General features: G+C 57.7%; 18 protein-coding genes and 1 pseudogene. 18 read left to right on the top strand and 1 reads right to left on the bottom strand.

The genetic code is table 11. The features are described from left to right. Positions 1-498: 498 nt before the first annotated feature. From VGL01_RS07730 to VGL01_RS07670, 13 genes and pseudogenes are all read left to right on the top strand, one after another. Positions 499-1635 carry a mandelate racemase/muconate lactonizing enzyme family protein gene (locus VGL01_RS07730; protein ID WP_331568269.1) on the top strand — a complete coding sequence of 379 codons (1137 nt, stop codon included), beginning with the start codon at positions 499-501 and terminating at the stop codon, positions 1633-1635. Between the two features lie 16 nt (positions 1636-1651). After that, entirely contained in the window at positions 1652-2008 is a 357-nt protein-coding gene (locus tag VGL01_RS07725; RefSeq protein ID WP_331568268.1) for a hypothetical protein, read from the top strand. 168 nt (positions 2009-2176) lie between these two features. Next, a complete protein-coding gene (locus VGL01_RS07720) occupies positions 2177-3433 on the top strand; it encodes a sarcosine oxidase subunit beta family protein (RefSeq protein ID WP_331568267.1) in 1257 nt (418 codons plus the stop codon). Between the two features lie 11 nt (positions 3434-3444). Continuing rightward, a complete protein-coding gene (locus VGL01_RS07715; protein WP_331568266.1) occupies positions 3445-3735 on the top strand; it encodes a sarcosine oxidase subunit delta in 291 nt (96 codons plus the stop codon). Continuing rightward, the gene (locus tag VGL01_RS07710; RefSeq protein WP_331568265.1) at positions 3732-6680 is read left to right on the top strand and encodes a 2Fe-2S iron-sulfur cluster-binding protein; all 2949 of its coding nucleotides are present in this window, start codon (positions 3732-3734) and stop codon (positions 6678-6680) included. The genes VGL01_RS07715 and VGL01_RS07710 overlap by 4 nt, the downstream gene beginning before the upstream one ends. Then, entirely contained in the window at positions 6677-7288 is a 612-nt protein-coding gene (locus VGL01_RS07705) for a sarcosine oxidase subunit gamma (RefSeq protein WP_331568264.1), read from the top strand. Before VGL01_RS07710 ends, VGL01_RS07705 begins: the two co-directional genes overlap by 4 nt. Before the next feature lie 174 nt (positions 7289-7462). Then, on the top strand, positions 7463-8758 hold the full coding sequence (glyA, locus tag VGL01_RS07700; protein WP_331568263.1) for a serine hydroxymethyltransferase: 1296 nt from the start codon (positions 7463-7465) through the stop codon (positions 8756-8758). Between the two features lie 68 nt (positions 8759-8826). Further along, positions 8827-9753, top strand: a complete 927-nt coding sequence (gene purU, locus VGL01_RS07695; RefSeq protein ID WP_331568262.1) for a formyltetrahydrofolate deformylase — start codon at positions 8827-8829, stop codon at positions 9751-9753. 20 nt (positions 9754-9773) lie between these two features. Beyond that, the gene (locus tag VGL01_RS07690) at positions 9774-10211 is read left to right on the top strand and encodes a dihydroneopterin aldolase (protein ID WP_331568261.1); all 438 of its coding nucleotides are present in this window, start codon (positions 9774-9776) and stop codon (positions 10209-10211) included. Positions 10212-10286: 75 nt separating this feature from the next. Then, a complete protein-coding gene (locus VGL01_RS07685) occupies positions 10287-11639 on the top strand; it encodes an L-serine ammonia-lyase (RefSeq protein ID WP_331568260.1) in 1353 nt (450 codons plus the stop codon). A 126-nt stretch (positions 11640-11765) separates the two neighbouring features. Beyond that, complete coding sequence (locus VGL01_RS07680; protein WP_331568259.1) at positions 11766-12968, top strand: glycine C-acetyltransferase; 1203 nt, start codon at positions 11766-11768, stop codon at positions 12966-12968. A 51-nt stretch (positions 12969-13019) separates the two neighbouring features. Then, positions 13020-14051 carry an L-threonine 3-dehydrogenase gene (gene tdh / locus VGL01_RS07675; RefSeq protein WP_331568258.1) on the top strand — a complete coding sequence of 344 codons (1032 nt, stop codon included), beginning with the start codon at positions 13020-13022 and terminating at the stop codon, positions 14049-14051. 144 nt (positions 14052-14195) lie between these two features. Continuing rightward, positions 14196-14465, top strand: a pseudogene (locus VGL01_RS07670) (DUF3363 domain-containing protein); the annotation flags it as partial. Between the two features lie 30 nt (positions 14466-14495). Here the strand turns inward: VGL01_RS07670 and VGL01_RS07665 are convergent. Then, entirely contained in the window at positions 14496-15167 is a 672-nt protein-coding gene (locus tag VGL01_RS07665) for a TetR family transcriptional regulator (RefSeq protein ID WP_331568257.1), read from the bottom strand. Between the two features lie 131 nt (positions 15168-15298). On the opposite strand from VGL01_RS07665, the gene VGL01_RS07660 reads away from it, so the two are divergent. From VGL01_RS07660 to VGL01_RS07645, 5 genes are all read left to right on the top strand, one after another. Further along, the gene (locus tag VGL01_RS07660) at positions 15299-16252 is read left to right on the top strand and encodes an SDR family NAD(P)-dependent oxidoreductase (RefSeq protein WP_331568256.1); all 954 of its coding nucleotides are present in this window, start codon (positions 15299-15301) and stop codon (positions 16250-16252) included. A gap of 69 nt (positions 16253-16321) precedes the next feature. Beyond that, positions 16322-16744 carry a DUF2147 domain-containing protein gene (locus VGL01_RS07655; RefSeq protein WP_331568255.1) on the top strand — a complete coding sequence of 141 codons (423 nt, stop codon included), beginning with the start codon at positions 16322-16324 and terminating at the stop codon, positions 16742-16744. 381 nt (positions 16745-17125) lie between these two features. Next, the gene (locus VGL01_RS26135) at positions 17126-17803 is read left to right on the top strand and encodes a YkgJ family cysteine cluster protein (protein ID WP_414720195.1); all 678 of its coding nucleotides are present in this window, start codon (positions 17126-17128) and stop codon (positions 17801-17803) included. A gap of 508 nt (positions 17804-18311) precedes the next feature. Beyond that, the gene (locus tag VGL01_RS07650) at positions 18312-19472 is read left to right on the top strand and encodes a branched-chain amino acid ABC transporter substrate-binding protein (RefSeq protein WP_414720194.1); all 1161 of its coding nucleotides are present in this window, start codon (positions 18312-18314) and stop codon (positions 19470-19472) included. A 344-nt stretch (positions 19473-19816) separates the two neighbouring features. Then, the coding region (locus VGL01_RS07645; protein WP_414720193.1) for an ABC transporter permease subunit at positions 19817-20003 on the top strand (187 nt) is incomplete at its 3' end.

The raw sequence follows: 20003 nt of genomic DNA, 5'->3' as shown, positions 1-20003 counted from the left end.
TAAATGGCGACTCTCGGAGGGTTCACCGCGAGTTTCGGGAATCAGGTCGACAGTTTTCGACGGGAGACGCGCACTCGTCCATAGAAATAGTGTCATATCGCGGGTTGAATTGCCTAGGTGAAAACGCGGATCAGTCCAGAGCGTTCAAAGGTTGGTCCGATTCGTTCAATACTAGCCTAAATGCGGCTAGATAGGATACATACCAACGGATTCACCGTTCAAGCGACACCTGCGGCGTCGACAACAGTAGGTTTGTCCTAGGTTTTCGGCGCGCTCCTGCGCAGCCGCTGCGCGGCCAGTTAAATGTGCGCGGGAGCGAGCGGGGCCGGTTGGTGAAGCCGATGAACATCGGTAGTGGGGCGCGAGTCACAGCCACAGCGGATCTAGCGGCATTGACGATGAGATGGCTGGCGGGCAATACGCGGGCGACGTTGGTATTTGGCTTTGTCTGATGGACTACGCTGTGGGAATCACTCGCGCACTGATTTGGAGGCTGCTGTGAGAATTACTGACGTCAAGACGACACCGTTGCTCGTCCCGTACACCCGTCCCTACTATTGGGCCCAAGGGGTGATTCACGGTGCTGAAGTCGTGCTCGTCGAAGTTCACACGGACAATGGCCTCGTTGGTTATGGCGAGTCGATTGGCTCCCCTTCAGCTGCGTCAATCGCCGCATATCTCCAGGAAGCTGCAAGAAACTGTATCGGTCGTAGCCCCTTCGAGAACACACGATTGATGGCGGAAGGGTACCAACGGCTTTTCCAGGGGCTTGGTACCTGCAGCTCCCCGCGCTTTTCCGGGCAGGTGTTCAGTGGTCTTGAAATGGCCCTGTGGGACGTGATGGGGAAAGCCGTCGGTCAACCAGTGCATGCTCTGTTCGGTGGTGCTGTTCGAGATGAGATCCGCTACTTCGGGTTTGCCCAAGGAGAGACGGCTGCGGAAGTTGCTGCAGACGCTTCAAATTTAGCCGAAAAAGGTTTCGAAGTTATCTACTTCAAAGTCGGGCGCAGCGACAATCTGGATCTCGAGACCGCGCGAGCCGTTCGCGAGGCGATCGGGCCGGACCTGCGCATGCGTGTCGATCCGAACGAACATTGGACCCCGATCCAGTTCGGCAGGATGACCCGACAGCTACTCCCGCTGGACGTCGAGGTGATTGAGCAGCCGACTCATTGCGAAAGTGTGTCTGCTCTCGCGCAGATGCGCCGCACGAGCCCGATACCGATTTCGGCCGATCAGTCTGTTTTTACCCCGTTCGAGACTTTCGACGTCTGCCGACAACAGGCGGCCGATCTGATTGTGGTCGGTCTGCATGAGACGGGCGGCCTCACCCGGCTATCGAAGGTTGCTCACATCGCGGAGGCGGCCGGCGTGAATATCTGTATCCATGGCCTGTACGAGACTGGTATCACGACTGCTGCATCGAATCAGATTGCCGCAACCATACCGAACTTGGACGACGCGAACCAGCACATGACCCGATTTCTCGAGTGGGACATCGTGACCAAGCCGGATCTCACACCTCGGAACGGAGGGCTGCCTGTGCTAGATGGGCCCGGTCTCGGTTTCGAGCTCGACTGGGAGGCCGTCGAGCGTGCAAAGAAGAATTTCGAAACTAACCGAAGGGTTGTTTGATTTATCGGGAAACGTCGTGCTGGACGCCGTCATGAACGCGCAAATTCAAAGCTGTGGATTCAGCGTCGATTCAATCGAAGCCCTGTATCCCGGGTCGCGTATTGTTCATACGCTTTACATCGTGACCGAGGTCGACGTCGCAGTCCTGGCCGCTGTCGCCGCATCTTTGGATGGTAACGGTGACTCGCTGAGAAAATACCAGGTTTTGCGAGAAGGCGACTGCTTCCGGCACCGGCTCGTACTCGTCGGAATTGGTGAAGACAAAACCGTGCAGCTCAAGGCGAATTTGCTGAAGTGCCGCGGAGTATCGCGAGTTCAACTCGAGCATCGCATCGAACGAATTCAGTCTCATTCGGAGTGTAGTCAGACATAGCAGACATACCAAAGTGGAAGTACCGTCACCGCCTTAACAGTAGGGCGGCAGGGAGCTTGCGCCCTCGTTGAGGCGTTCAGGTGAGCGCAGTGCTTTCCCGTTGTTTAACTGATTTTCAGATCGCGTATTGTGCGCCAGGTGCGTCTCGGATCTGATGGGAAACTCCAAATGGGTTGGACCAACTACTCTCTATCGAGCCTCGTCGCCGGCGCCCTTTCGGGCAATAAGAAATGGCCGGCAGCCTGGCGCTCGCCCGCCCCGAAGCGGCACTATGACGTCGTGATCATTGGCGGCGGTGGCCATGGCCTCGCCACGGCCTATTACCTCGCCAAAGAGCATGGCATAACGAATGTAGCTGTTCTGGAAAAAGGTTGGATCGGCGGCGGAAACACCGGTCGCAATACGACGAACGTCCGCTCCGATTATATGTTTCCCGAGAGCGCGGCTATCTATGACCTCGCGCTCCGACTGTACGAGGGACTGTCGAAGGACTTCAACTTCAATATCATGCTCTCGCAGCGTGGATGGCTCACGTTGATCCACAACCACCATCAGATGGAATCTGCCCAGCATAAGGCTAACTGGTTACGCTGCAATGGCATCGATGGCGAGATCATCGATCGCGCGACCGTTAAGGAAATGATGCCTCACCTGAACGTTGACGGCAGCGCGCGGTATCCCGTTATGGGCGCGTTCATTCAGCGGCGTGGTGGGACGATTCGCCACGATGCCGTAGCTTGGGGTTATGCGCGCGGGGCGAGCAGGCTCGGCGTTGACATCATTCAGAACTGCGAGGTCAAGGAGTTCGTCAAGGCCGGCAACAAGGTCACTGAAATTGTCACCACCCAAGGACTTATCGCATGCGATCGCGTGGGTGTAGCAGTCGCAGGCCATTCGAGCGTGATTGCTTCGCTTGCCGGATTTCGACTGCCTGTTACTAGCCGCCCCCTGCAGGCGATGGTGTCCGAGCCGATCAAGCCGTTGCTCGACCACGTCGTGATCTCGCCCGGTACGGGTGTTTACATCAACCAGACGCAAAAAGGCGAACTGGTAATGGGTGGCGTGCTTGATCTATACCATTCGTACGCACAGCGTGGAAACTTTCCGACAATCGAGAAAGTAGTCACAGCGGCGGTGGAAATGTTCCCGATTTACGGGCAGTTACGCCTGATGAGACATTGGGCTGGCATCGTTGACATCGTCCCGGACAGCTCCCCGATCATCGGTGCAACGCCGATCGACAACATGTTTATCAATTGCGGCTGGGGCACTGGCGGCTTCAAGGCGATTCCGGCGGGTGGGACTCTCCTCGCACATTCGCTTAGTACTGGCCGAACGCATCCTCTTGCAGAAAAGTTTGGTCTGGATCGCTTCCGCAGCAACCGCCTCATCGACGAGGGCGCTGCTGCTGGTATCGCACACTGACGGTAGAAATCATGATCGTAATTCGATGTCCTCATTGCAATGAGCTTCGCTCAGAAGAAGAGCTTACATATGGTGGCGAGGCGGATGTTACTCGCCCTCTGGATCCGGAAGCGGTAACGAACGACCAATGGACGGACTATCTGTTCATGCGCGACAACCCTAAGGGCGAAATTGTTGAGCAATGGTGCTGCGCAGCGGGTTGTGGCCAGTGGTTCAAGGCAGAGCGTGACACGGTGACCCATCAGATTGGAAACGTGACTCGCTTTGAAAACGCTGCAGTCCCGGAAGAGGTTGCACGATGAGTACAGTATCGCAAAGCCACCGCCTGGCAGATGGCGGCCTCATTGATCGCACGAAGCGTATCAGCTTCACGTTCAATGGGGCGACCATGTATGGCCATCCGGGCGATACGCTGGCGTCTGCCCTGTTGGCAAATGGCGTCAACGTAATCGCGCGCAGTTTTAAATATCACCGTCCTCGCGGGTTCTATGGCGTTGGGCTGGAAGATCCGAACTCGATGCTCGCTGTTCGCGACGGCTACGCTTACTATCCAGCATTGCGCGCAGGTCAGATTCGTCTTGCCGAAGGGATGCAAGCCGAGACGGTGAGTGGTTGGCCGTCGCCGAACTTCGACATTGGTGCTGTCGCGCAGCTTGCTTCGAAGGTTCTCGCCGCCGGCTTCTACTACAAGACGTTCAAATGGCCGGACTGGAAGCACTTTGAACCATTTGTGCGCCGCGCGACCGGATTTGGTCGTCCTGACGAATCGGTTGACCGCCATGATGTCCAGTACAGACACGCGTCATGTGACGTCCTCGTCATCGGTGCTGGCCCTGTCGGGCTGACCGCGGCCAGCGCGCTCCTGGAAAGCGGTCTGGATGTATTTGTCGTCGATGACCAGGCAACCCTCGGCGGATCGGGCCTTTGGGAGATGGCGCAAATTGCCGGCAAATCAGCGCGCGCATGGACCGCGTCCGTAATAGAGGATATGCGGGCCCGTTCCGGATTTACCGTCCTCTCAGGGACGACGGTGACCGGTGCGTATGAGGGGAACTTCTTCACGCTGGTACAGGCCTTCGTTGACGGAAAGGGTGTCCGAGCCGAGCGTCACTGGAAGGTCCGGGCGAACAACGTGATCTTGGCGACGGGTATGATTGATCGCCCGATGCTTTTCGAAGGCAATGATCGGCCCGGAATCATGCTGGCTTCGGCCGTACGCCGACTGATTGGCGAGTTCGGGGTCTGTCCAGCGAAGAAGCTTGCTGTCTACACAAACAACGACGGCGCCTACCTGACTGCCATTGATGCTCATCGCGCAGGTGCCCGGGTGGCAGCGATCATCGACACCCGTAGCAGGCACAAAGCGGTGCATGCGAAGGAAGCTCAGGCGCTCAACATTCCTTGCTTCTTTGAGAGCGAAATCGAGAAGTCAGGTGGCTACCGTCGACTTGTGAGCGTTACGGTTCGCGGCCGCGATGGCAGCCGCAAGAAAATCCAGTGTGATGGACTCGCGGTGTCCGGAGGATGGACGCCCCTTATCCATCTAGCGGCGCATAGAGGCGCGAAGCCGACCTATGACGCGAACAGCAGCACGTTTATTTGCTCTAGCGCTCCGTTGGGGTGGAAGATAGTAGGCGGAGCGGCAGGAACGGCAGACCTGATCGAGTCCATGGCCGACGCGTGGAGCGCGGCCGTTGAGATTGCGAAGGGGCACGACCGGACCGTAAGTGTTGCGGGACCCTCGGCGGTCGCGCGGAGCTATGGATCGGTCGATCCGATCTGGAAGCCGTCCTGCGGCTCGCCAGGCAAGATGTGGGTGGATCTGCAAAACGATGTCAAGGTTTCCGATGTCGAACTCGCGGCGCGGGAAAATTATGTGTCCGTTGAGCATCTGAAGCGGTATACGACGCTTGGGATGGGTACCGATCAGGGCCGAACCTCCAACATCAACGGCCTCGCAGTCATGGCGAAGGCGACTGGTCGCGAGATGGAGGCCGTTGGGACCACCACGTTCCGACCGCCTTATACGGCAGTACGCATGGGTACTATCGCAAACGGTCGGTTGGGCGACCGCCATCAGCCACGGCGTTACCTGCCGGGAGACGATGTACATCGTGAGATCGGTGGCGTGATGGAGGATTTCGGATGGGAGCGTCCCGACTGGTATCAGTCGAACGGCAGCGATCGTGAAAACGCTGTCGCGGCGGAGATGTCAGCTGTACGCAATCACGTGGGCATGTTCGACGGCTCGTCGCTGGGCAAGATCGAGGTGACCGGTCCTGATGCAGCCGAGTTTCTCGCCAAATTCTACGTTTCGAATATGGCGACGCTCAAGCCGGGCCGCATCCGTTATTCGGTGATGCTGCGTGAAGATGGTGTCATCTTCGACGACGGTGTCGTGACATGTATCGGCGAAAATCACTTTCTGGCAGGACCATCGTCGGGCAACGCTGAAGCAGTGGCAGCATGGTTCGAACGTTGGCGCCAGACGGAATGGCCGCATATGCGGGTGGCGATCTCGGCCGTGACGTCCAACTGGGCATCCATTGCGATTGCTGGTCCGAAAGCGCGGGATCTGCTGGCGCGACTGGATCCGAGCTTTGACATCGCGCATGAGGCTTTTCCACACATGGATTTCCGGGAAGGTCAGATCTGTGGTGTTCCCGCACGCGTCGCGCGGATCAGTTACACGGGTGAACTGCAGTACGAGATTTCGGTGCAGTCTCGGTTTGCGTCCGCACTGATGCGAGCGATCATCGAGAAGGGCGATGCCTTAAAGGTCCGACCGGTCGGTATGGAAGCATGGCTTCGCTTGCGGTTGGAAAAGGGGTATATCCACCTCGGTTCCGAAACGAACGGACGTACCACGCCGCTCGATATTGGAATGGGTTCGCTGATCTCCAAGCGAAAGGGCGATTTCATCGGCCGGCGTTCCCTGAAACTCTCCTTCGCAGTGAGCGAGGAGAAGGAGCAACTGGTCGGCCTCACCGCGTTGACCGGCAGTCTGAGCGTGGGCGGACGGGTGCTGGGTGACGGGCACAGCATGGTTCCGTGCCCGACGATCGGCTATGTCACGTCCGCGTGCTACAGCCCATCAGTCGGGCGGTCGATCGGTTTGGCACTGATCGAAAAAGGCCATAGCCGCGATGGCGATACGGTCCAGGTGTACAGCGACGGCAAGGTCATTACCTGCAAGATCTGTAACCCGACCTTCTATGATCCCAGCAATGACAGGTTGCAAGCATGACGCTCAAATCCATCTCTGCACTCGGCGTTTCGTTCGGCACAGCTGCGCCTATCGCTAGCTTCGGCGCGCAATGCGCGACGCTGTCAGAGCGTTCGGACATCGGCTCCGTCATCATCAACTGCGCAGTCGACGTCGCGGGCGTTACGACCCGTCTGGCAGAGATTCTTGAGTTCAGTCTACCGGCAGGACCGGGGATGACGACGGCCAGCAATCGAGGCACCACTGGCCTGTGGCTGACGCCGCGGTCGTGGCTCGTTCTCTGCAGGCCCGATGATGAGTTCCAGTTGATCGAACGCGTGAATGGCTCATTTCCCGACAAGCGGGTGAACGCCGCCGTGTTTTCCGACTATCTCTCGTGGTTCGAACTGAATGGGCCGAAATCGCTGGACGTTCTGACGGCGGGCGGCTTCGTCTCTCTCGATACAAAAGGGCTACCCGAGGGGTGTTGCAAGCGAACGCTGCTTGCTGGTATCCCAGTCGTACTCTTGAGAAGCAACGACGACGGATGGTTGCTAGGCGTCGAGCGTAGCCGGGCTTCCTACTTTTCCGATTGGCTCCAACATGCCGCGACGCGGGAAAGCAGAATTTCGTCATACAAGGCGTCGTGAGTCTTATCGCTGATAGCTCGCGGACTAAGAAGATCTGACGGGCAGGGCGTGGGCTGGTGGAGAAGGACTGCGGGCCAGCGGTTTCGCCTCGGGTCGGTGTATTTGGGTCGTACCTGCTATGCGTCTCCACGCCAGTCTACAAACAACGATTGATACTAATTAGGACAACTTATCATGAAATCTATTGTCGAGTTTTCTCCGATTCAGTTCACGCCGGAAGACTTCGTTGATCGGGAGGTGTTCAGCGCAATCGGCGACGAACTCGATCGTCAGCAACATCAGATCGAACTTATCGCATCGGAGAACATTGTTTCCCAGGCGGTCCTGGCCGCTCAGGGTTCCGTGCTCACGAACAAATACGCCGAAGGCTATCCCGGACGTCGCTACTACGGTGGTTGCGAGCACGTCGATGTGGTCGAGCAACTTGCGATCGATCGCGCGAAGAAGCTGTTCGGCTGCGAGTTTGCGAACGTGCAAGCACATTCGGGCGCGCAAGCAAACAGCGCTGTTATGTTTGCCCTCCTTCAACCGGGCGATACGATTCTCGGCATGGCTTTGTCGGCGGGTGGGCATCTCACGCACGGGGCGCCGCCGACGCTGTCTGGTAAATGGCTGAACGCGATCGGTTACGGCGTTCGTCAGGACACGGCGCATATCGACTACGATGAAGTGGCGCGTCTGGCAAAGGAGCATCGCCCGAAGATGATTATCGCTGGCGGGTCAAGCTATCCGCGTCAGATCGACTTTGCCCGCTTCCGCGCTATTGCCGACGACGTGGGTGCCTACCTGCTCGTGGACGCGGCGCATTATGCAGGTCTTATCGTTGCAGGGGTGTATCCATCGCCGATGCAACACGCACACGTCGTTACGTCCACGACTCATAAGACCCTTCGCGGTCCGCGCGGGGGCCTCATTCTCACGAATGACGAAGCTTTGGCCAAGAGGATTAATTCCGCGGTCTTTCCCGGTCTTCAAGGCGGGCCGCTGATGCACGTGATTGCTGGAAAGGCTGTGGCCTTCGGCGAAGCACTCGAGCCGTCGTTCCGCAGCTATGCCGAGTCGGTTCTGGTCAATGCACGTGCGCTTGCCGCTCGACTGTCGCATCACGGCGCAACGATTGTCTCCGGTGGTACGGACAGCCACATCGTTCTAGTCGATCTGCGTCCGCTTGGAGTAACCGGCAAGGATGCAGAAATCGCGCTGGAGAAAGCTGGTCTGACCTGCAACAAAAACGGGATTCCCTTTGACCCGGCACGTCCGGCAATCACGTCCGGAATCCGTCTGGGCACTGCGGCAGGAACGACCCGTGGTTTTGGTGTTAAGGAGTTCGAGACTGTCGCAGATCTCATCGTTCAGGTACTTAGGTCCACGTCGGCCGGCGATATCGAAGCCGCAACCGTTGCGAACTCGGTTCGCGACCAAGTTCGCGATTTGTGTGCCCGTTTTCCGATTTACGAGGACAGGGACTGACTGAGAAGGTTGATTTATCGGGAATGCGCAAGTCCGTGCGTTCCTTGAATGCATATGTAGGAGCAGGAATGTCGCTCGCTGACGCAATAAGAGAAGTTGAAGGGGCCACGGTTGAACCTGACGTTCATCGCACGATTGACGCAGACTACTATGTGCTGACGGTAACCAGTCGGGGCGCACGTGGCATCGTGGGCGCAGTCGGAACCTTTCTTGCAGAACACAATTGTGACATCACCGAGCTCGCCCAGTACGACGACGAAGAGGCGAATCACTACTATTCGCGCGTCGTATTCAGAGCTTGTGAAAATGCCCCTGAAACGCTGGCAATCCTTCGCAAGGACTTCCCGCGGACGGCGGCGCGGTTTGGCATGCAGTGGCACATTCAAGCGCGAGCTTATAGACCCCGCGTACTGGTTATGGTCAGCAAGGCGGACCATTGTCTCGAAGACCTTCTTTATCGCGTGCGCACGGGCGATCTCGGTATGGATATCAGCGCCGTTGTATCGAACCATGAGACGCTTCGCGCTCAGGTGGAACATCATGGCATCCCGTATCACGTTCTACCGGTGACCCCTGAGAGAAAGCCGGCACAGGAAGCCGAATTGCTTGGGCTTGTCGAAGAAACAAGAAGCGAACTGGTTATCCTCGCACGATACATGCAAGTACTGTCCGACGATCTGTGCAGGAAATTGGCTGGAAGGGCGATCAATATCCACCATTCACTGCTGCCCAGCTTCAAGGGTGCCAAGCCGTATCGTCAGGCCTACGATCGTGGCGTCAAGTTCATCGGTGCAACTGCGCACTATGTGACCTCCGATCTCGACGAAGGTCCTATCATCGAGCAGGCGATCGAGCGCGTGGATCACCAGTTTCGCGCAGAGGACCTTGCGGCGGCCGGTCGTGATCTGGAATCTCTAGCTCTGGCGAAGGCGGTGCGGCTTCATATCGAGCGTCGCGTGTTCCTGAGCGGAACGCGGACCATCGTTTTCCGATAACAGTGGGCTCGAGGATGAACATGGATGATCTACCCGCGAACGTAACTCTTACGTCGAACGAGGCCCGTGGAGTTGCTTGCCAGATCATTGTGGAAGGATTGCGCATCTTTGTGCGAGTAGGACTGCATCCCCATGAAGAGAGCGCGCCGCAGCCGGTCGTTTTTGACGGGGTATTTACCTACTCATCAGGATTCCCTTCGAGCGATCGCTATATTGACTACGACGCATATTGCACGCGGCTCATCAACTATCTCGCAGGTCGCCCACACATTCGTCTACTTGAGTCGTTGGCCGCTGAGATTGCCGCGTGGTCGTTCGTCTCCTACGCAGAGATGGAAGCGGTCTCCATCACGTTGCACAAGCCGAAGATACGCAAAGATACGAACCGCCTTTGTGTTCGACTGACCAACTCGCGTGAAGCGTTTGAGCGGTCGCGCCAGCCAGGGGATGACCGGTAGCAGGAACGCTTCGGGCGTCGCCGGCAAAATTCGGCCGCAGTCTACAACCCACCCTAACCTGTCATTCACATCGACATGATTAGCACATTCGATCTGTTCAAGATTGGCATCGGCCCGTCATCGTCGCATACGGTTGGGCCGATGGTCGCAGCGAAGAGCTTCCGCGATGAACTCAGTCCGGACACTTCGCGGATATCCGTTGAGCTGTTCGGGTCACTCGCCTGGACCGGCTTCGGGCACGGAACGGATTCTGCCATCTGTCTGGGACTGCTCGGCGAAACACCGGTCGGCGTCGATCCAGACAAGGTTGTTGAACTCGTCAGGCAGCTTAAAGAGTTCAAAAGTTTCATCGTGCGCGGCGAGCGCCCCGTCGGCTTTGATCCTGTGCAGGATTTGAAATTTGATTACGAGACGCTGCTTAGCGGGCATACCAACGGGATGCGGTTCAGGGCATTCTCCGCGGCAGGGGATCTCCTGCTGGAAAGAATTGCGTATTCCATCGGAGGTGGATTCGTCACAATCGAGGGGGAAAGCGCGTCAGCGCCTCCGCAGGAGCCCGCGAAGCATGTCTTCAGAAATGGTGTTCAATTGCTCGAGCTGTGCAATCGCACCGGAATGCGCATTTCCGAAATTCAGCGTGTAAATGAAGAGGGTCTTCGAAGCCACGATGAGGTTAGGGCCGGTCTGGACATGGTCCGCAATGCAATGTTTGACTGTATTGATCGCGGCCTGCGTACTGAGGGCCGTTTGCCAGGTAATTTGAATGTGCAGCGTAGGGCCAAGGCACTTTACGAAAAGATCCAGATTAGCCATGTGGAGAAATACAAGTATCCGCACGAGATTATGGATTCGGTTTCTGCATACGCTATCGCAGTGAACGAGGAAAACGCCTCGGGCGGCCGCGTCGTCACTGCACCAACCAACGGCGCGGCCGGGATCGTGCCGGCTGTCCTTCGGTACTACCGCGATTTTTGCAATAACTATTCGGAGGAAGGTGCGCGTGACTTCCTGCTTACGTCTGCTGCCATCGGCGGGTTGGTCAAGATGAATGCGTCGATATCGGGTGCTGAGGTTGGATGCCAAGGTGAAGTCGGTTCGGCGGCAGCAATGGCAGCTGCTGGTCTAGCCGCAGTGCTTGGCGCTTCGCCCTATCAGATCGAAAACGCTGCGGAGATCGCTCTCGAACATCATCTGGGCATGACGTGCGATCCGGTCGGAGGGTTGGTGCAAATTCCATGTATAGAACGTAACGCGTTCGGCGCCAACAAGGCAATTGTCGCAGCGTCATTGGCGCTAAGAGGCGACGGCACGCACAGGGTGTCGCTGGACGAGGCAATCGAGACTATGCGGCAAACCGGTCTCGACATGCTGTCCAAATACAAGGAAACCTCTCAGGGGGGACTCGCGGTCAACGTCGCTAATTGCTGATTAAATTATTGGATATATCGAATGCTTTGGTATATCAACGTTTTTATAAGTAGCACCGAAGGGCTACAGGCAAAGAAGCCAGAGTTCGACAGTTACTTCCTAACCCCGGCATATCTGGGAGAATGCATGAAGAATCAGTTCCGTTCACATCTGCGCGCGACGCTTGAAGAGATGCGTGTTGCAGGTTTTTATAAGACTGAGCGCGTCATCTGGAGTCCTCAGGCGTCCGGCATCAAACTGGAAAGCGGTCAGGAAGTGCTAAACTTCTGCGCCAATAACTATCTGGGACTGGCCAACGACGCGCGACTGATCGAAGCAGCGAAGGCTGGCCTGGATGCAGATGGCTTCGGCATGGCATCCGTTCGTTTCATCTGCGGTACGCAAAGCGTTCACAAGGCGCTTGAGGAAAAGCTGGCCGAATTCCTGGGCACAGAAGATGCAATCCTGTACGGCAGTTGCTTCGATGCGAATGGCGGCCTTTTCGAGACGTTGCTCGGTGAGGAAGACGCGATCATCAGCGACGAACTCAACCACGCCAGCATCATCGACGGCGTACGTCTCTGCAAGGCCAAGCGGTTCCGCTACAAAAACAATGATCTTGCCGATCTCGAAACTCGTCTGAAAGAAGCGGACGCTGCCGGCGCTCGATTCAAGCTGATCGCGACGGATGGCGTGTTTTCGATGGACGGAATTATTGCTGACCTTCAGGGTATCTGTGACCTCGCCGATCGATATGGCGCGCTCGTTATGGTGGACGACTCGCACGCGGTCGGATTTGTCGGTACGAACGGCCGAGGAACCCACGAACACTGTGGCGTTCTCGGGCGCGTTGACATCATCACCGGGACCCTCGGCAAAGCACTGGGCGGCGCATCGGGCGGATACGTTGCTGCGAGCAAGGAGATCGTTGACATGCTCCGGCAACGAAGCCGTCCTTATCTTTTTTCGAACACGCTCACACCAAGCATTGCCTCGGCGTCCCTGAGGGTCCTCGAACTACTCGCCGGCAATGAAGGAGTCGCGCTGCGCCAATGCGTTCGAGAAAATGGTGCGCATTTCCGCAAGTCGATGAGCGCGCTGGGCTTTGACCTCGTTCCGGGCGAGCACCCGATCATCCCGGTCATGCTGGGTGACGCTCAATTGGCGTTGAATATGTCGGAGGCACTGCTGAAGGAAGGTGTCTACGTAATTGGCTTTTCCTACCCGGTCGTGCCGAAGGGCAGGGCGCGGATCCGGACACAGATGAGCGCCGCCCATACGTTCGAACAGATTGATCGCGCGGTCGATGCGTTCGCGCGTGTCGGCCGTTCGCTTGGAGTGATTCAGTAAAGCCGTTGGCTTCGTGCAACTGCGATACCTTGACCGACAGGAAACACAGCAATGAAAGCATTAGCTAAGCTTGAGCGCGGGCCAGGTCTCACTCTGACGGAGGTCGAGCGACCGCAGGTGGGGCCGAACGACGTGTTGATCCGCATTCGCAAGACTGCCATTTGCGGCACCGACATCCACATTTGGAAATGGGACGACTGGGCCCAGAAGACGATTCCTGTGCCGATGCATGTGGGGCATGAATATGTTGGTGAGATCGTTGAGATGGGCCGGGAAGTGAAAGGCTTTGCGCTCGGCGACCGAGTGTCGGGCGAAGGCCACATTACCTGCGGCTTTTGCCGCAACTGCAGGGCGGGGCGTCGCCATCTCTGCCGAAACACCACGGGAGTTGGCGTGAATCGCGAAGGTGCGTTCGCGGAATACCTGTGCATTCCCGCTTTCAATGCGTTCACGATTCCGGAAGACATTTCGGACGATCTGGCCGCCATCTTTGACCCATTCGGTAACGCTACCCATACTGCGCTCTCGTTCAACCTTGTTGGCGAGGACGTTCTCATTACCGGAGCGGGCCCAATCGGGGTGATGGCGGTGGCCATCGCGCGACATGTCGGGGCTCGAAACGTGGTCGTCACGGACGTCAACGACTATCGCCTTGACCTCGCGACGCAGATGGGGGCAACCCGCGCAGTCAACGTTTCGACGGAGGATCTTCACAGCGTCATGATCGATCAGGGGATGACCGAGGGATTCGATGTAGGTCTTGAAATGTCGGGCGTGCCCAGCGCGTTTACCGCAATGCTGGAAGCAATGAATCATGGTGGTAAGGTTGCGCTTCTCGGTATTCCTCCGGCAAAGACGGCGATTGATTGGAATCAGGTGATCTTCAAGGGCCTCGAACTGAAGGGCATTTACGGAAGGGAGATGTTCGAGACCTGGTACAAGATGGTGGCGATGCTTCAGAGCGGTCTCGATCTTTCCCCAATCCTCACGCATCACTTTCCTGTCGCCGACTATCAGAAAGCATTCGACACGATGTTGTCCGGAAATAGCGGGAAGGTGGTACTCGATTGGACCGCTGCGTGACGTTTGGTCCGTCCAGAATCAGTAGATAGGTATCGGGCGCTGTCCTCCGGGGCGGCGACCCTCTGCTCGGGGGGCGAGGGGCAAACCTTCCGAGCCGGTTGCCGCAGTTTGCGGCCCGTCGGGCTGTCATTAGGATTAGGGTATGAGCTGGCGAAGGTCGCACAGGACATTGCCGCCGAAACCGGGCTGGAGCCTCGTCCGGTGTCCGACGGGCGGCGCGTAGCCGGCATCTACCGGCGTAGCGTAGTGCTTGCCAGTGGGCGCTACGCGATGCTTGACGATGAAATGGGGTTCAGCCCGGTGCCGTGGAAGCCGGTGATTGAGCTGCGGATGGGGCAGCAGCTCGCCGCGACAGTACGCGACAATCGAGTGTCTTGGGAAATTGGGGTTCGGCGCAACGCGTCCTCTGGATGATGGTAGCGGCCAAGTTTTCTGCCGACGACGTCACCCGGCGTTGACTGGTGACTCCAAGCCCCGAAGCACCAGCAGCAGGCCCGCCGCGAGATCGGTTTCGAATTCATAGCGCAACGGTTGCAGTTCCGGCAGCTCCAGCACGCTGCTCAGGGCCAGGGTCGGGCTTGCGAGCGGCCACAATCCGATCATCAGCGCCATCGCTAGCCGCAGGAACGTCACATATGCGGTGAGCGGCAGCGCTGGCGCCAAACGATGAAGTTGCTCGGCCACATCCGATATTAATTTCAATGAGCTGCGCTTGAATGCCGTTAGCCTCTCGGTCGAGACGTTGCGCTCGATGATAGAAGGCAAGATGCTGAATAGGTGGCACATCAGCGGGTAGGCCGCGCTTGCGCTGGCGAAGTCGCGAGCGATCAGTTCCGGCGAGACCCGCGGGGCGGCGGCGAGTCGGGCGCCCAGATCGTCTCTCCAATGCGCCGACTCCTCCTCCAGTAAGGCCAGCAGCAGTGCCTCGCGGTTCTCAAAATATCGGTACACGTTCGATTTGGTCATCTGCGCCTGCCGCGCCAGTTCGTTCAAGCCCAGCTCTCTCACATCCATGCCCGCGTGCAGGGCCGCCTTGGCCGTGCCCAGCAGGTGCCGGCGGCGCTCCTCTTTTTGTTCTGGCCGACGCGCTCGTTGAAATGAATCTGGTGTTGTCATAAAGATCAATCGAAAAAAGTGATGAATGCCTCAACTGTTTCGGGTGGACTACCGCTTGACAGAAGACCACCGGTCTTTTATATTGAAGACCACTGGTTCCTTATTTACCATATCCTTCAGCGGAGCACAACATGTCTACCCCACTCATCGTTCGTTCAGAACTTCTCAGCCAGAATTTGACCGGCAAGACCTACGTCGTCACTGGCGCCAATTCCGGCATCGGCCTGGTCACCGCCCAGCAACTTGCGAAACAGGGCGCCACTGTCATCATGGGTGTGCGGCGCGTCAACGAGGGGACGCGCGTGGCCGCCGAGATCCGCCGCGAAACGGGGGCGGCCAAGCTGGTCGTGTACCAGCTCGAGCTGGGCGACTTAAAGTCGGTGCGCGCTTTCGCGGCCGAGGTGAACCGCAACCATCCCGAGCTGCAGGGTCTAGTCAACAATGCCGGCGTGATGAAGACGCCGTTCGGTCGCACCAAGGACGGTTTCGAAACCCAATTTGGCGTGAATCACCTCGGGCACTTCCTGCTTACCAACCTGTTGATGGAAGGGCTCAAAGCTGGGGCGCCGTCACGTGTAGTCAACCTGTCGAGCTTCTTCCACGAGTTCGCGATGGGCCGTAAAGGTGAGATCCACTTCGATGACCTGAACTATGAGCGCCGCCCGTTCGATACGTGGGAGGCGTACGCGCAATCCAAGCTGGCCAACCTGCTGCACGCGCGCGAGCTGGGCCGCCGCTTGGCCGGCACCGGTGTGACGACCGCCAGTGTCAACCCTGGCTTCGTGCGCACCAACCTTGTGAAGATCCCGCTGCCGATGTGGCTGCAGCGCCTGCTGCTGCAGCCAGTACTGCGTCTGGTCGGCATGATCGAACCATGGGAAGGCGCGCAGACTACGCTGCACGCATTGCTGGCGCCGGAGGTCGAGCAGCAATCGGGTGCCTACTTTAGCCAGATCGCCCGCTACCAGGACAAGGCTTCCCGCGCCGGCGGATGGCCCCTGCGTTCGCCCAACCCAGTGGCGCTCGACGACGCTGTCGCTGAGCGGCTGTGGAACGCCAGCGAGGCACTGGTGGAATCGAAGTGAGAACCTATACGAATCCCGCCGCCCTGCGGTAACTAGAACCAAGAGCAACCAATGAAGAAACGTAATCCGATGATCGCCTTGACGCTGGCCCTCACTCTGACGGGCGGCACCGCACTAGCGCAGAGTACCCCGGTGGGCGTATGGCAGATGTACGACGACGACACCAAGCAGCCGCTGTCGTTGGTGCGCATCAGCGAAACGGCCGGGGTTCAAAGCGGGAAGCTTGAAAAACTGCTCGACCCGGCGCGCCAGAACGACAAGTGCACGCTATGCGCCGACGAACGAAAGAACCAGCCGATGCTGGGCATGACGATCATGCGCAATGTGAAGGCATCCGGTGACGGCACTTGGGGAGGCGGCGACATCCTCGATCCGAACAACGGCAAGGTTTACGGCGTGCGGCTCAAGCCTATCGAGGGCGGCAAGGCGCTCGAAGTGCGTGGGTATATCGGGCCGTTCTTCCGCAGCCAGCGTTGGACCAGGGTCGAGTGAGCCACGGCCAATCCGCGTAGTGCCTTTATGTCGGCCGGTGTCGCGCTGATGCTGGTGTACCCAGCGCCTAAGGTCTCTTTGGCGTCCTGCTCAATAGCGCGGATAAGGGTGCGTGGCCCGCGCTGCAGGGCGCGACCTCCCCCGTGAAGCCTGGCGCCTATTACGGGCCAATCGGTTTTCGCGGTGTGAGAGGTGTTTCGGGCGAGGCGTCTAGATCCGCAGAGGCACAGGACCCCACGCTCGCACGACGCCTTTGGGATCAGTCGGTCGCTATGACGGCTATCGATCCAGGCTTGCTCGTAGCTGACTTATTCTTGAATAGAAATTAAAAAAGATGGTCTCCGTTGACCCGAGCCTGCCGATTTAGAAGAGTTAAGAATAATGGATATTGATTTTCGATGTACCGAATGCGGTGATTGCTGCCGTGGATTCAGGCTTCCACTTTCGATTGAAGAAGCTTTGTCCTGGTTGCATGATGGAAATCCCGTTGAGGTGCTTTGTGAGGCGATACCGTGGGTAGATGAACCACCCCTCACTAATTTTGTCGCGACGTTCAAGCGCGAACGGTCATTTTCTGGGATGTCCGGAGCCTTGCCGATCCGCGTCATTGTGACGTTGGCGGCCCCCCTGGGAAGTGGTTGCCCGAACCTTTCGACAGACAACCAGTGCAAGATTTATGAACGACGCCCCAGAACCTGTCGAACGTATCCCGCCGAGGCCAGCCGCTTGATCGAACTCGTTCCGCAGAGTCGCCGCTGCCCTCCGGAGGCGTGGCAGCCTGGAGGTCAGCCTTTGATGAGACAGGGTACTTACGTGGGGTCAAAACTTATCGCGCTCGTCCAAGACAAGTTAACGCAATCCGTCAACGATGCGCCGTTGCTTAGCTCTCTACGCCAAGCGCTTGGGGTCCATCGGACGGCTTTGTCAAATGAGGTGGCACTTGGCCAGTATGGGGCCAAGTGCGCGCGGCGGCTGGAATCGGGCCTAACTCATTGCCCCATATGGCCTTTTGCGCGGCTATCCGGCTGCACTAAGGGCTTGACAGCGGACACATTTTAAGCGCGTGTCCACACCATCTGGTCGACAAGGGAGGCGCTTTGTCGGGCTTCTCTGCCTAGGTGAATACCCGGCATGGCTGAAAGCTTCACAACGTCGTCTGTTTTGTTCTACGCCAACTGCATTTCGGCTCGATAGTATTCATTGCACTTAGCAGCCATCGAGTGTGTTGATTTGAGTGGAGGCAGAGCAACGCGACAGAAGCGATAGCGATTCGCAACGGACTCGGAAGCTAGCGGATGTTGTGGCGTCGTCAAGGATATCCGCCCGTCTGCATTCCGCGCGTTTCGCAGAGCCGATAGTGCGATTTTGAGCTCAGGAGGCGAGAGGAAAGTAACACGAAATCGTGGATTTGCTGGTTCCCGAAGTCTTACAAAATTGGACGCAATTGGACGGCAGACTCGTGATGGGATCAATTGGATTCTGTCGTCGACGGAGCAATTTGATTTTCAGATCGTCGGTCTTGCGAATTTTTTGAAAGTGAATTTTGGATGCGATCAGGAGTTTAACCATGTTGAATAAAAACAGATGTATGGGGCTGCTTTCCACGGCGCTGATGGCGGGCCTCTGCGCAAGTGTTCCCGCAACTGCCAGTGCTGACCAGGTAGTCAAGATTGGCGTTTCTGCGCCGCTGACCGGCGGCGGCGCCGCCCTGGGAAAGGACACCGAGAACGGCGTACGTATGGCGATTGACGAGGCCAACGCACAGCACCCGACGATCGGCGGAGCGGCCGTGCGATTCGAGCTGGACTCTATGGATGATCAGGGAGACCCCCGTGTCGGGATGCAGACTGCCCAGAAGTTGGTGGATGACGGGGTCGCTTTCGTGGTTGGGCCGCTGAATTCCGGCGTTGCACTGCCTAGCTCGCCCGTGTACGCGAACGCCGGAATTCCCATTCTGCTTGCGTCGGCTACCAACCCGGAAATCACGCTACACGGTCTGAAGACGGTTTTTCGCATGATACCGACCGATGCGCAGAATGCTGGAATTGCCGGGAAATATGCAGTTACTGTGCTAAATGCGAAGCGCATTGCCGTCATGGACGATCGGACGGCTTTCGGGCAAGGCGAGGCAGAAGAGTTCATCAAGGCAGTCAAAGCGGCCGGCGGCAACATCGTCGATCAGCAGTATACGAATGACAAGGCTGTCGACTTCCGGGCTCAATTGACTCATATCAAGTCGTCAAACGCTGACCTGCTGTACTTCGGTGGCCTCGACGAGCAGGCTGGCGCGGTCGTCAAACAGATGAAACAACTCGGTTTGCGGGCCCAGTTCCTCGGGGGGGGAGCGGTAGCGGACTCGGTCTTCACGAAGATTGCCGGATCCTCGGCCGACGGCTCGATGGCGTGGGAATATGGGCGTCCGCTCGCCTCACTTCCGCGCGGCAGGGAGTTCGCGGGCAAGTACAAAACGAAGTTCGGAACTGAGAACCTGACGTACTCTCCGTTTGCGTATGATGCGACGCTTCTCGCCATTGACGCCATGAAAAAGACCGGGTCGACCAAACCAGACGTGTTCGCTCCTGCGATCCGATCCATGGATTACACCGGCATCACTGGCAACGTATCGTTTGATAAGAATGGTGACCAGAAGAGCCCGGTGTCGACCCTGTATCAAGTCAAAGATGGGCAATGGCAACCGATCAAGACCGTGAGCGGCAGCGGCGGCTAGTAGTCTTCTGACTTTGCGCGGAGTGATGCTAGCTCTAGCAGCATCGAAGTCGGCGCCGGCGCGGGGCTTCAGTCCTGCCCCTCTATGGGGCGCGCGATTCCGCACATAGCAATCAAATCAGGCTCTAGGCAATATCGAGCCTGCTTTCTCATACCCCGCTGAGCAACCAGACATTGCATCAGTTCTGCGTTGCAAAGGTCTGGCGAGCGACCCATAAGCGAATTTCACCCGGCGGGTACATCGGCGCCTGTATCTACGCCATTGGGCCGCCTCTGGCGACTCGCGGGTGACAGGTTTCGATTCGCTTGCAGGACCAGAGCACATTTCATCTTCGGGCAAGCAAAATGGATATCCTGATCCAGCAGATCATCAATGGACTGGTGCTGGGCAGCGTCTATGCCATCATCGCACTGGGCTACACAATGGTGTACGGCATTCTGGGCATCATCAACTTCGCCCACGGCGACGTACTGATGGTCGGCGCGATGGTCGCGTTATCGACCATCTCGGTGCTGCACAACCACTTCCCCG

This window comes from Trinickia sp. (assembly GCF_036503415.1).
Lineage (GTDB): Bacteria > Pseudomonadota > Gammaproteobacteria > Burkholderiales > Burkholderiaceae > Trinickia.
Note: the sequence above shows the minus strand (reverse complement) of the source record. Positions and strands in the feature narration are given on the sequence as shown.

What these genes read in the sequence shown, in the direction of transcription:
- VGL01_RS07690 (WP_331568261.1), top strand. Translation starts at nt 9,774, where the DNA reads ATGGATGATCTACCCGCGAACGTAACTCTTACGTCGAACGAGGCCCGT.
- glyA (WP_331568263.1), top strand. Translation starts at nt 7,463, where the DNA reads ATGAAATCTATTGTCGAGTTTTCTCCGATTCAGTTCACGCCGGAAGAC.
- tdh (WP_331568258.1), top strand. Translation starts at nt 13,020, where the DNA reads ATGAAAGCATTAGCTAAGCTTGAGCGCGGGCCAGGTCTCACTCTGACG.
- VGL01_RS07715 (WP_331568266.1), top strand. Translation starts at nt 3,445, where the DNA reads ATGATCGTAATTCGATGTCCTCATTGCAATGAGCTTCGCTCAGAAGAA.
- purU (WP_331568262.1), top strand. Translation starts at nt 8,827, where the DNA reads ATGTCGCTCGCTGACGCAATAAGAGAAGTTGAAGGGGCCACGGTTGAA.
- VGL01_RS07710 (WP_331568265.1), top strand. Translation starts at nt 3,732, where the DNA reads ATGAGTACAGTATCGCAAAGCCACCGCCTGGCAGATGGCGGCCTCATT.
- VGL01_RS07660 (WP_331568256.1), top strand. Translation starts at nt 15,299, where the DNA reads ATGTCTACCCCACTCATCGTTCGTTCAGAACTTCTCAGCCAGAATTTG.
- VGL01_RS26135 (WP_414720195.1), top strand. Translation starts at nt 17,126, where the DNA reads ATGGATATTGATTTTCGATGTACCGAATGCGGTGATTGCTGCCGTGGA.
- VGL01_RS07665 (WP_331568257.1), bottom strand. Translation starts at nt 15,167, where the DNA reads ATGACAACACCAGATTCATTTCAACGAGCGCGTCGGCCAGAACAAAAA.
- VGL01_RS07705 (WP_331568264.1), top strand. Translation starts at nt 6,677, where the DNA reads ATGACGCTCAAATCCATCTCTGCACTCGGCGTTTCGTTCGGCACAGCT.
- VGL01_RS07685 (WP_331568260.1), top strand. Translation starts at nt 10,287, where the DNA reads ATGATTAGCACATTCGATCTGTTCAAGATTGGCATCGGCCCGTCATCG.
- VGL01_RS07650 (WP_414720194.1), top strand. Translation starts at nt 18,312, where the DNA reads ATGTTGAATAAAAACAGATGTATGGGGCTGCTTTCCACGGCGCTGATG.
- VGL01_RS07680 (WP_331568259.1), top strand. Translation starts at nt 11,766, where the DNA reads ATGAAGAATCAGTTCCGTTCACATCTGCGCGCGACGCTTGAAGAGATG.
- VGL01_RS07720 (WP_331568267.1), top strand. Translation starts at nt 2,177, where the DNA reads ATGGGTTGGACCAACTACTCTCTATCGAGCCTCGTCGCCGGCGCCCTT.
- VGL01_RS07655 (WP_331568255.1), top strand. Translation starts at nt 16,322, where the DNA reads ATGATCGCCTTGACGCTGGCCCTCACTCTGACGGGCGGCACCGCACTA.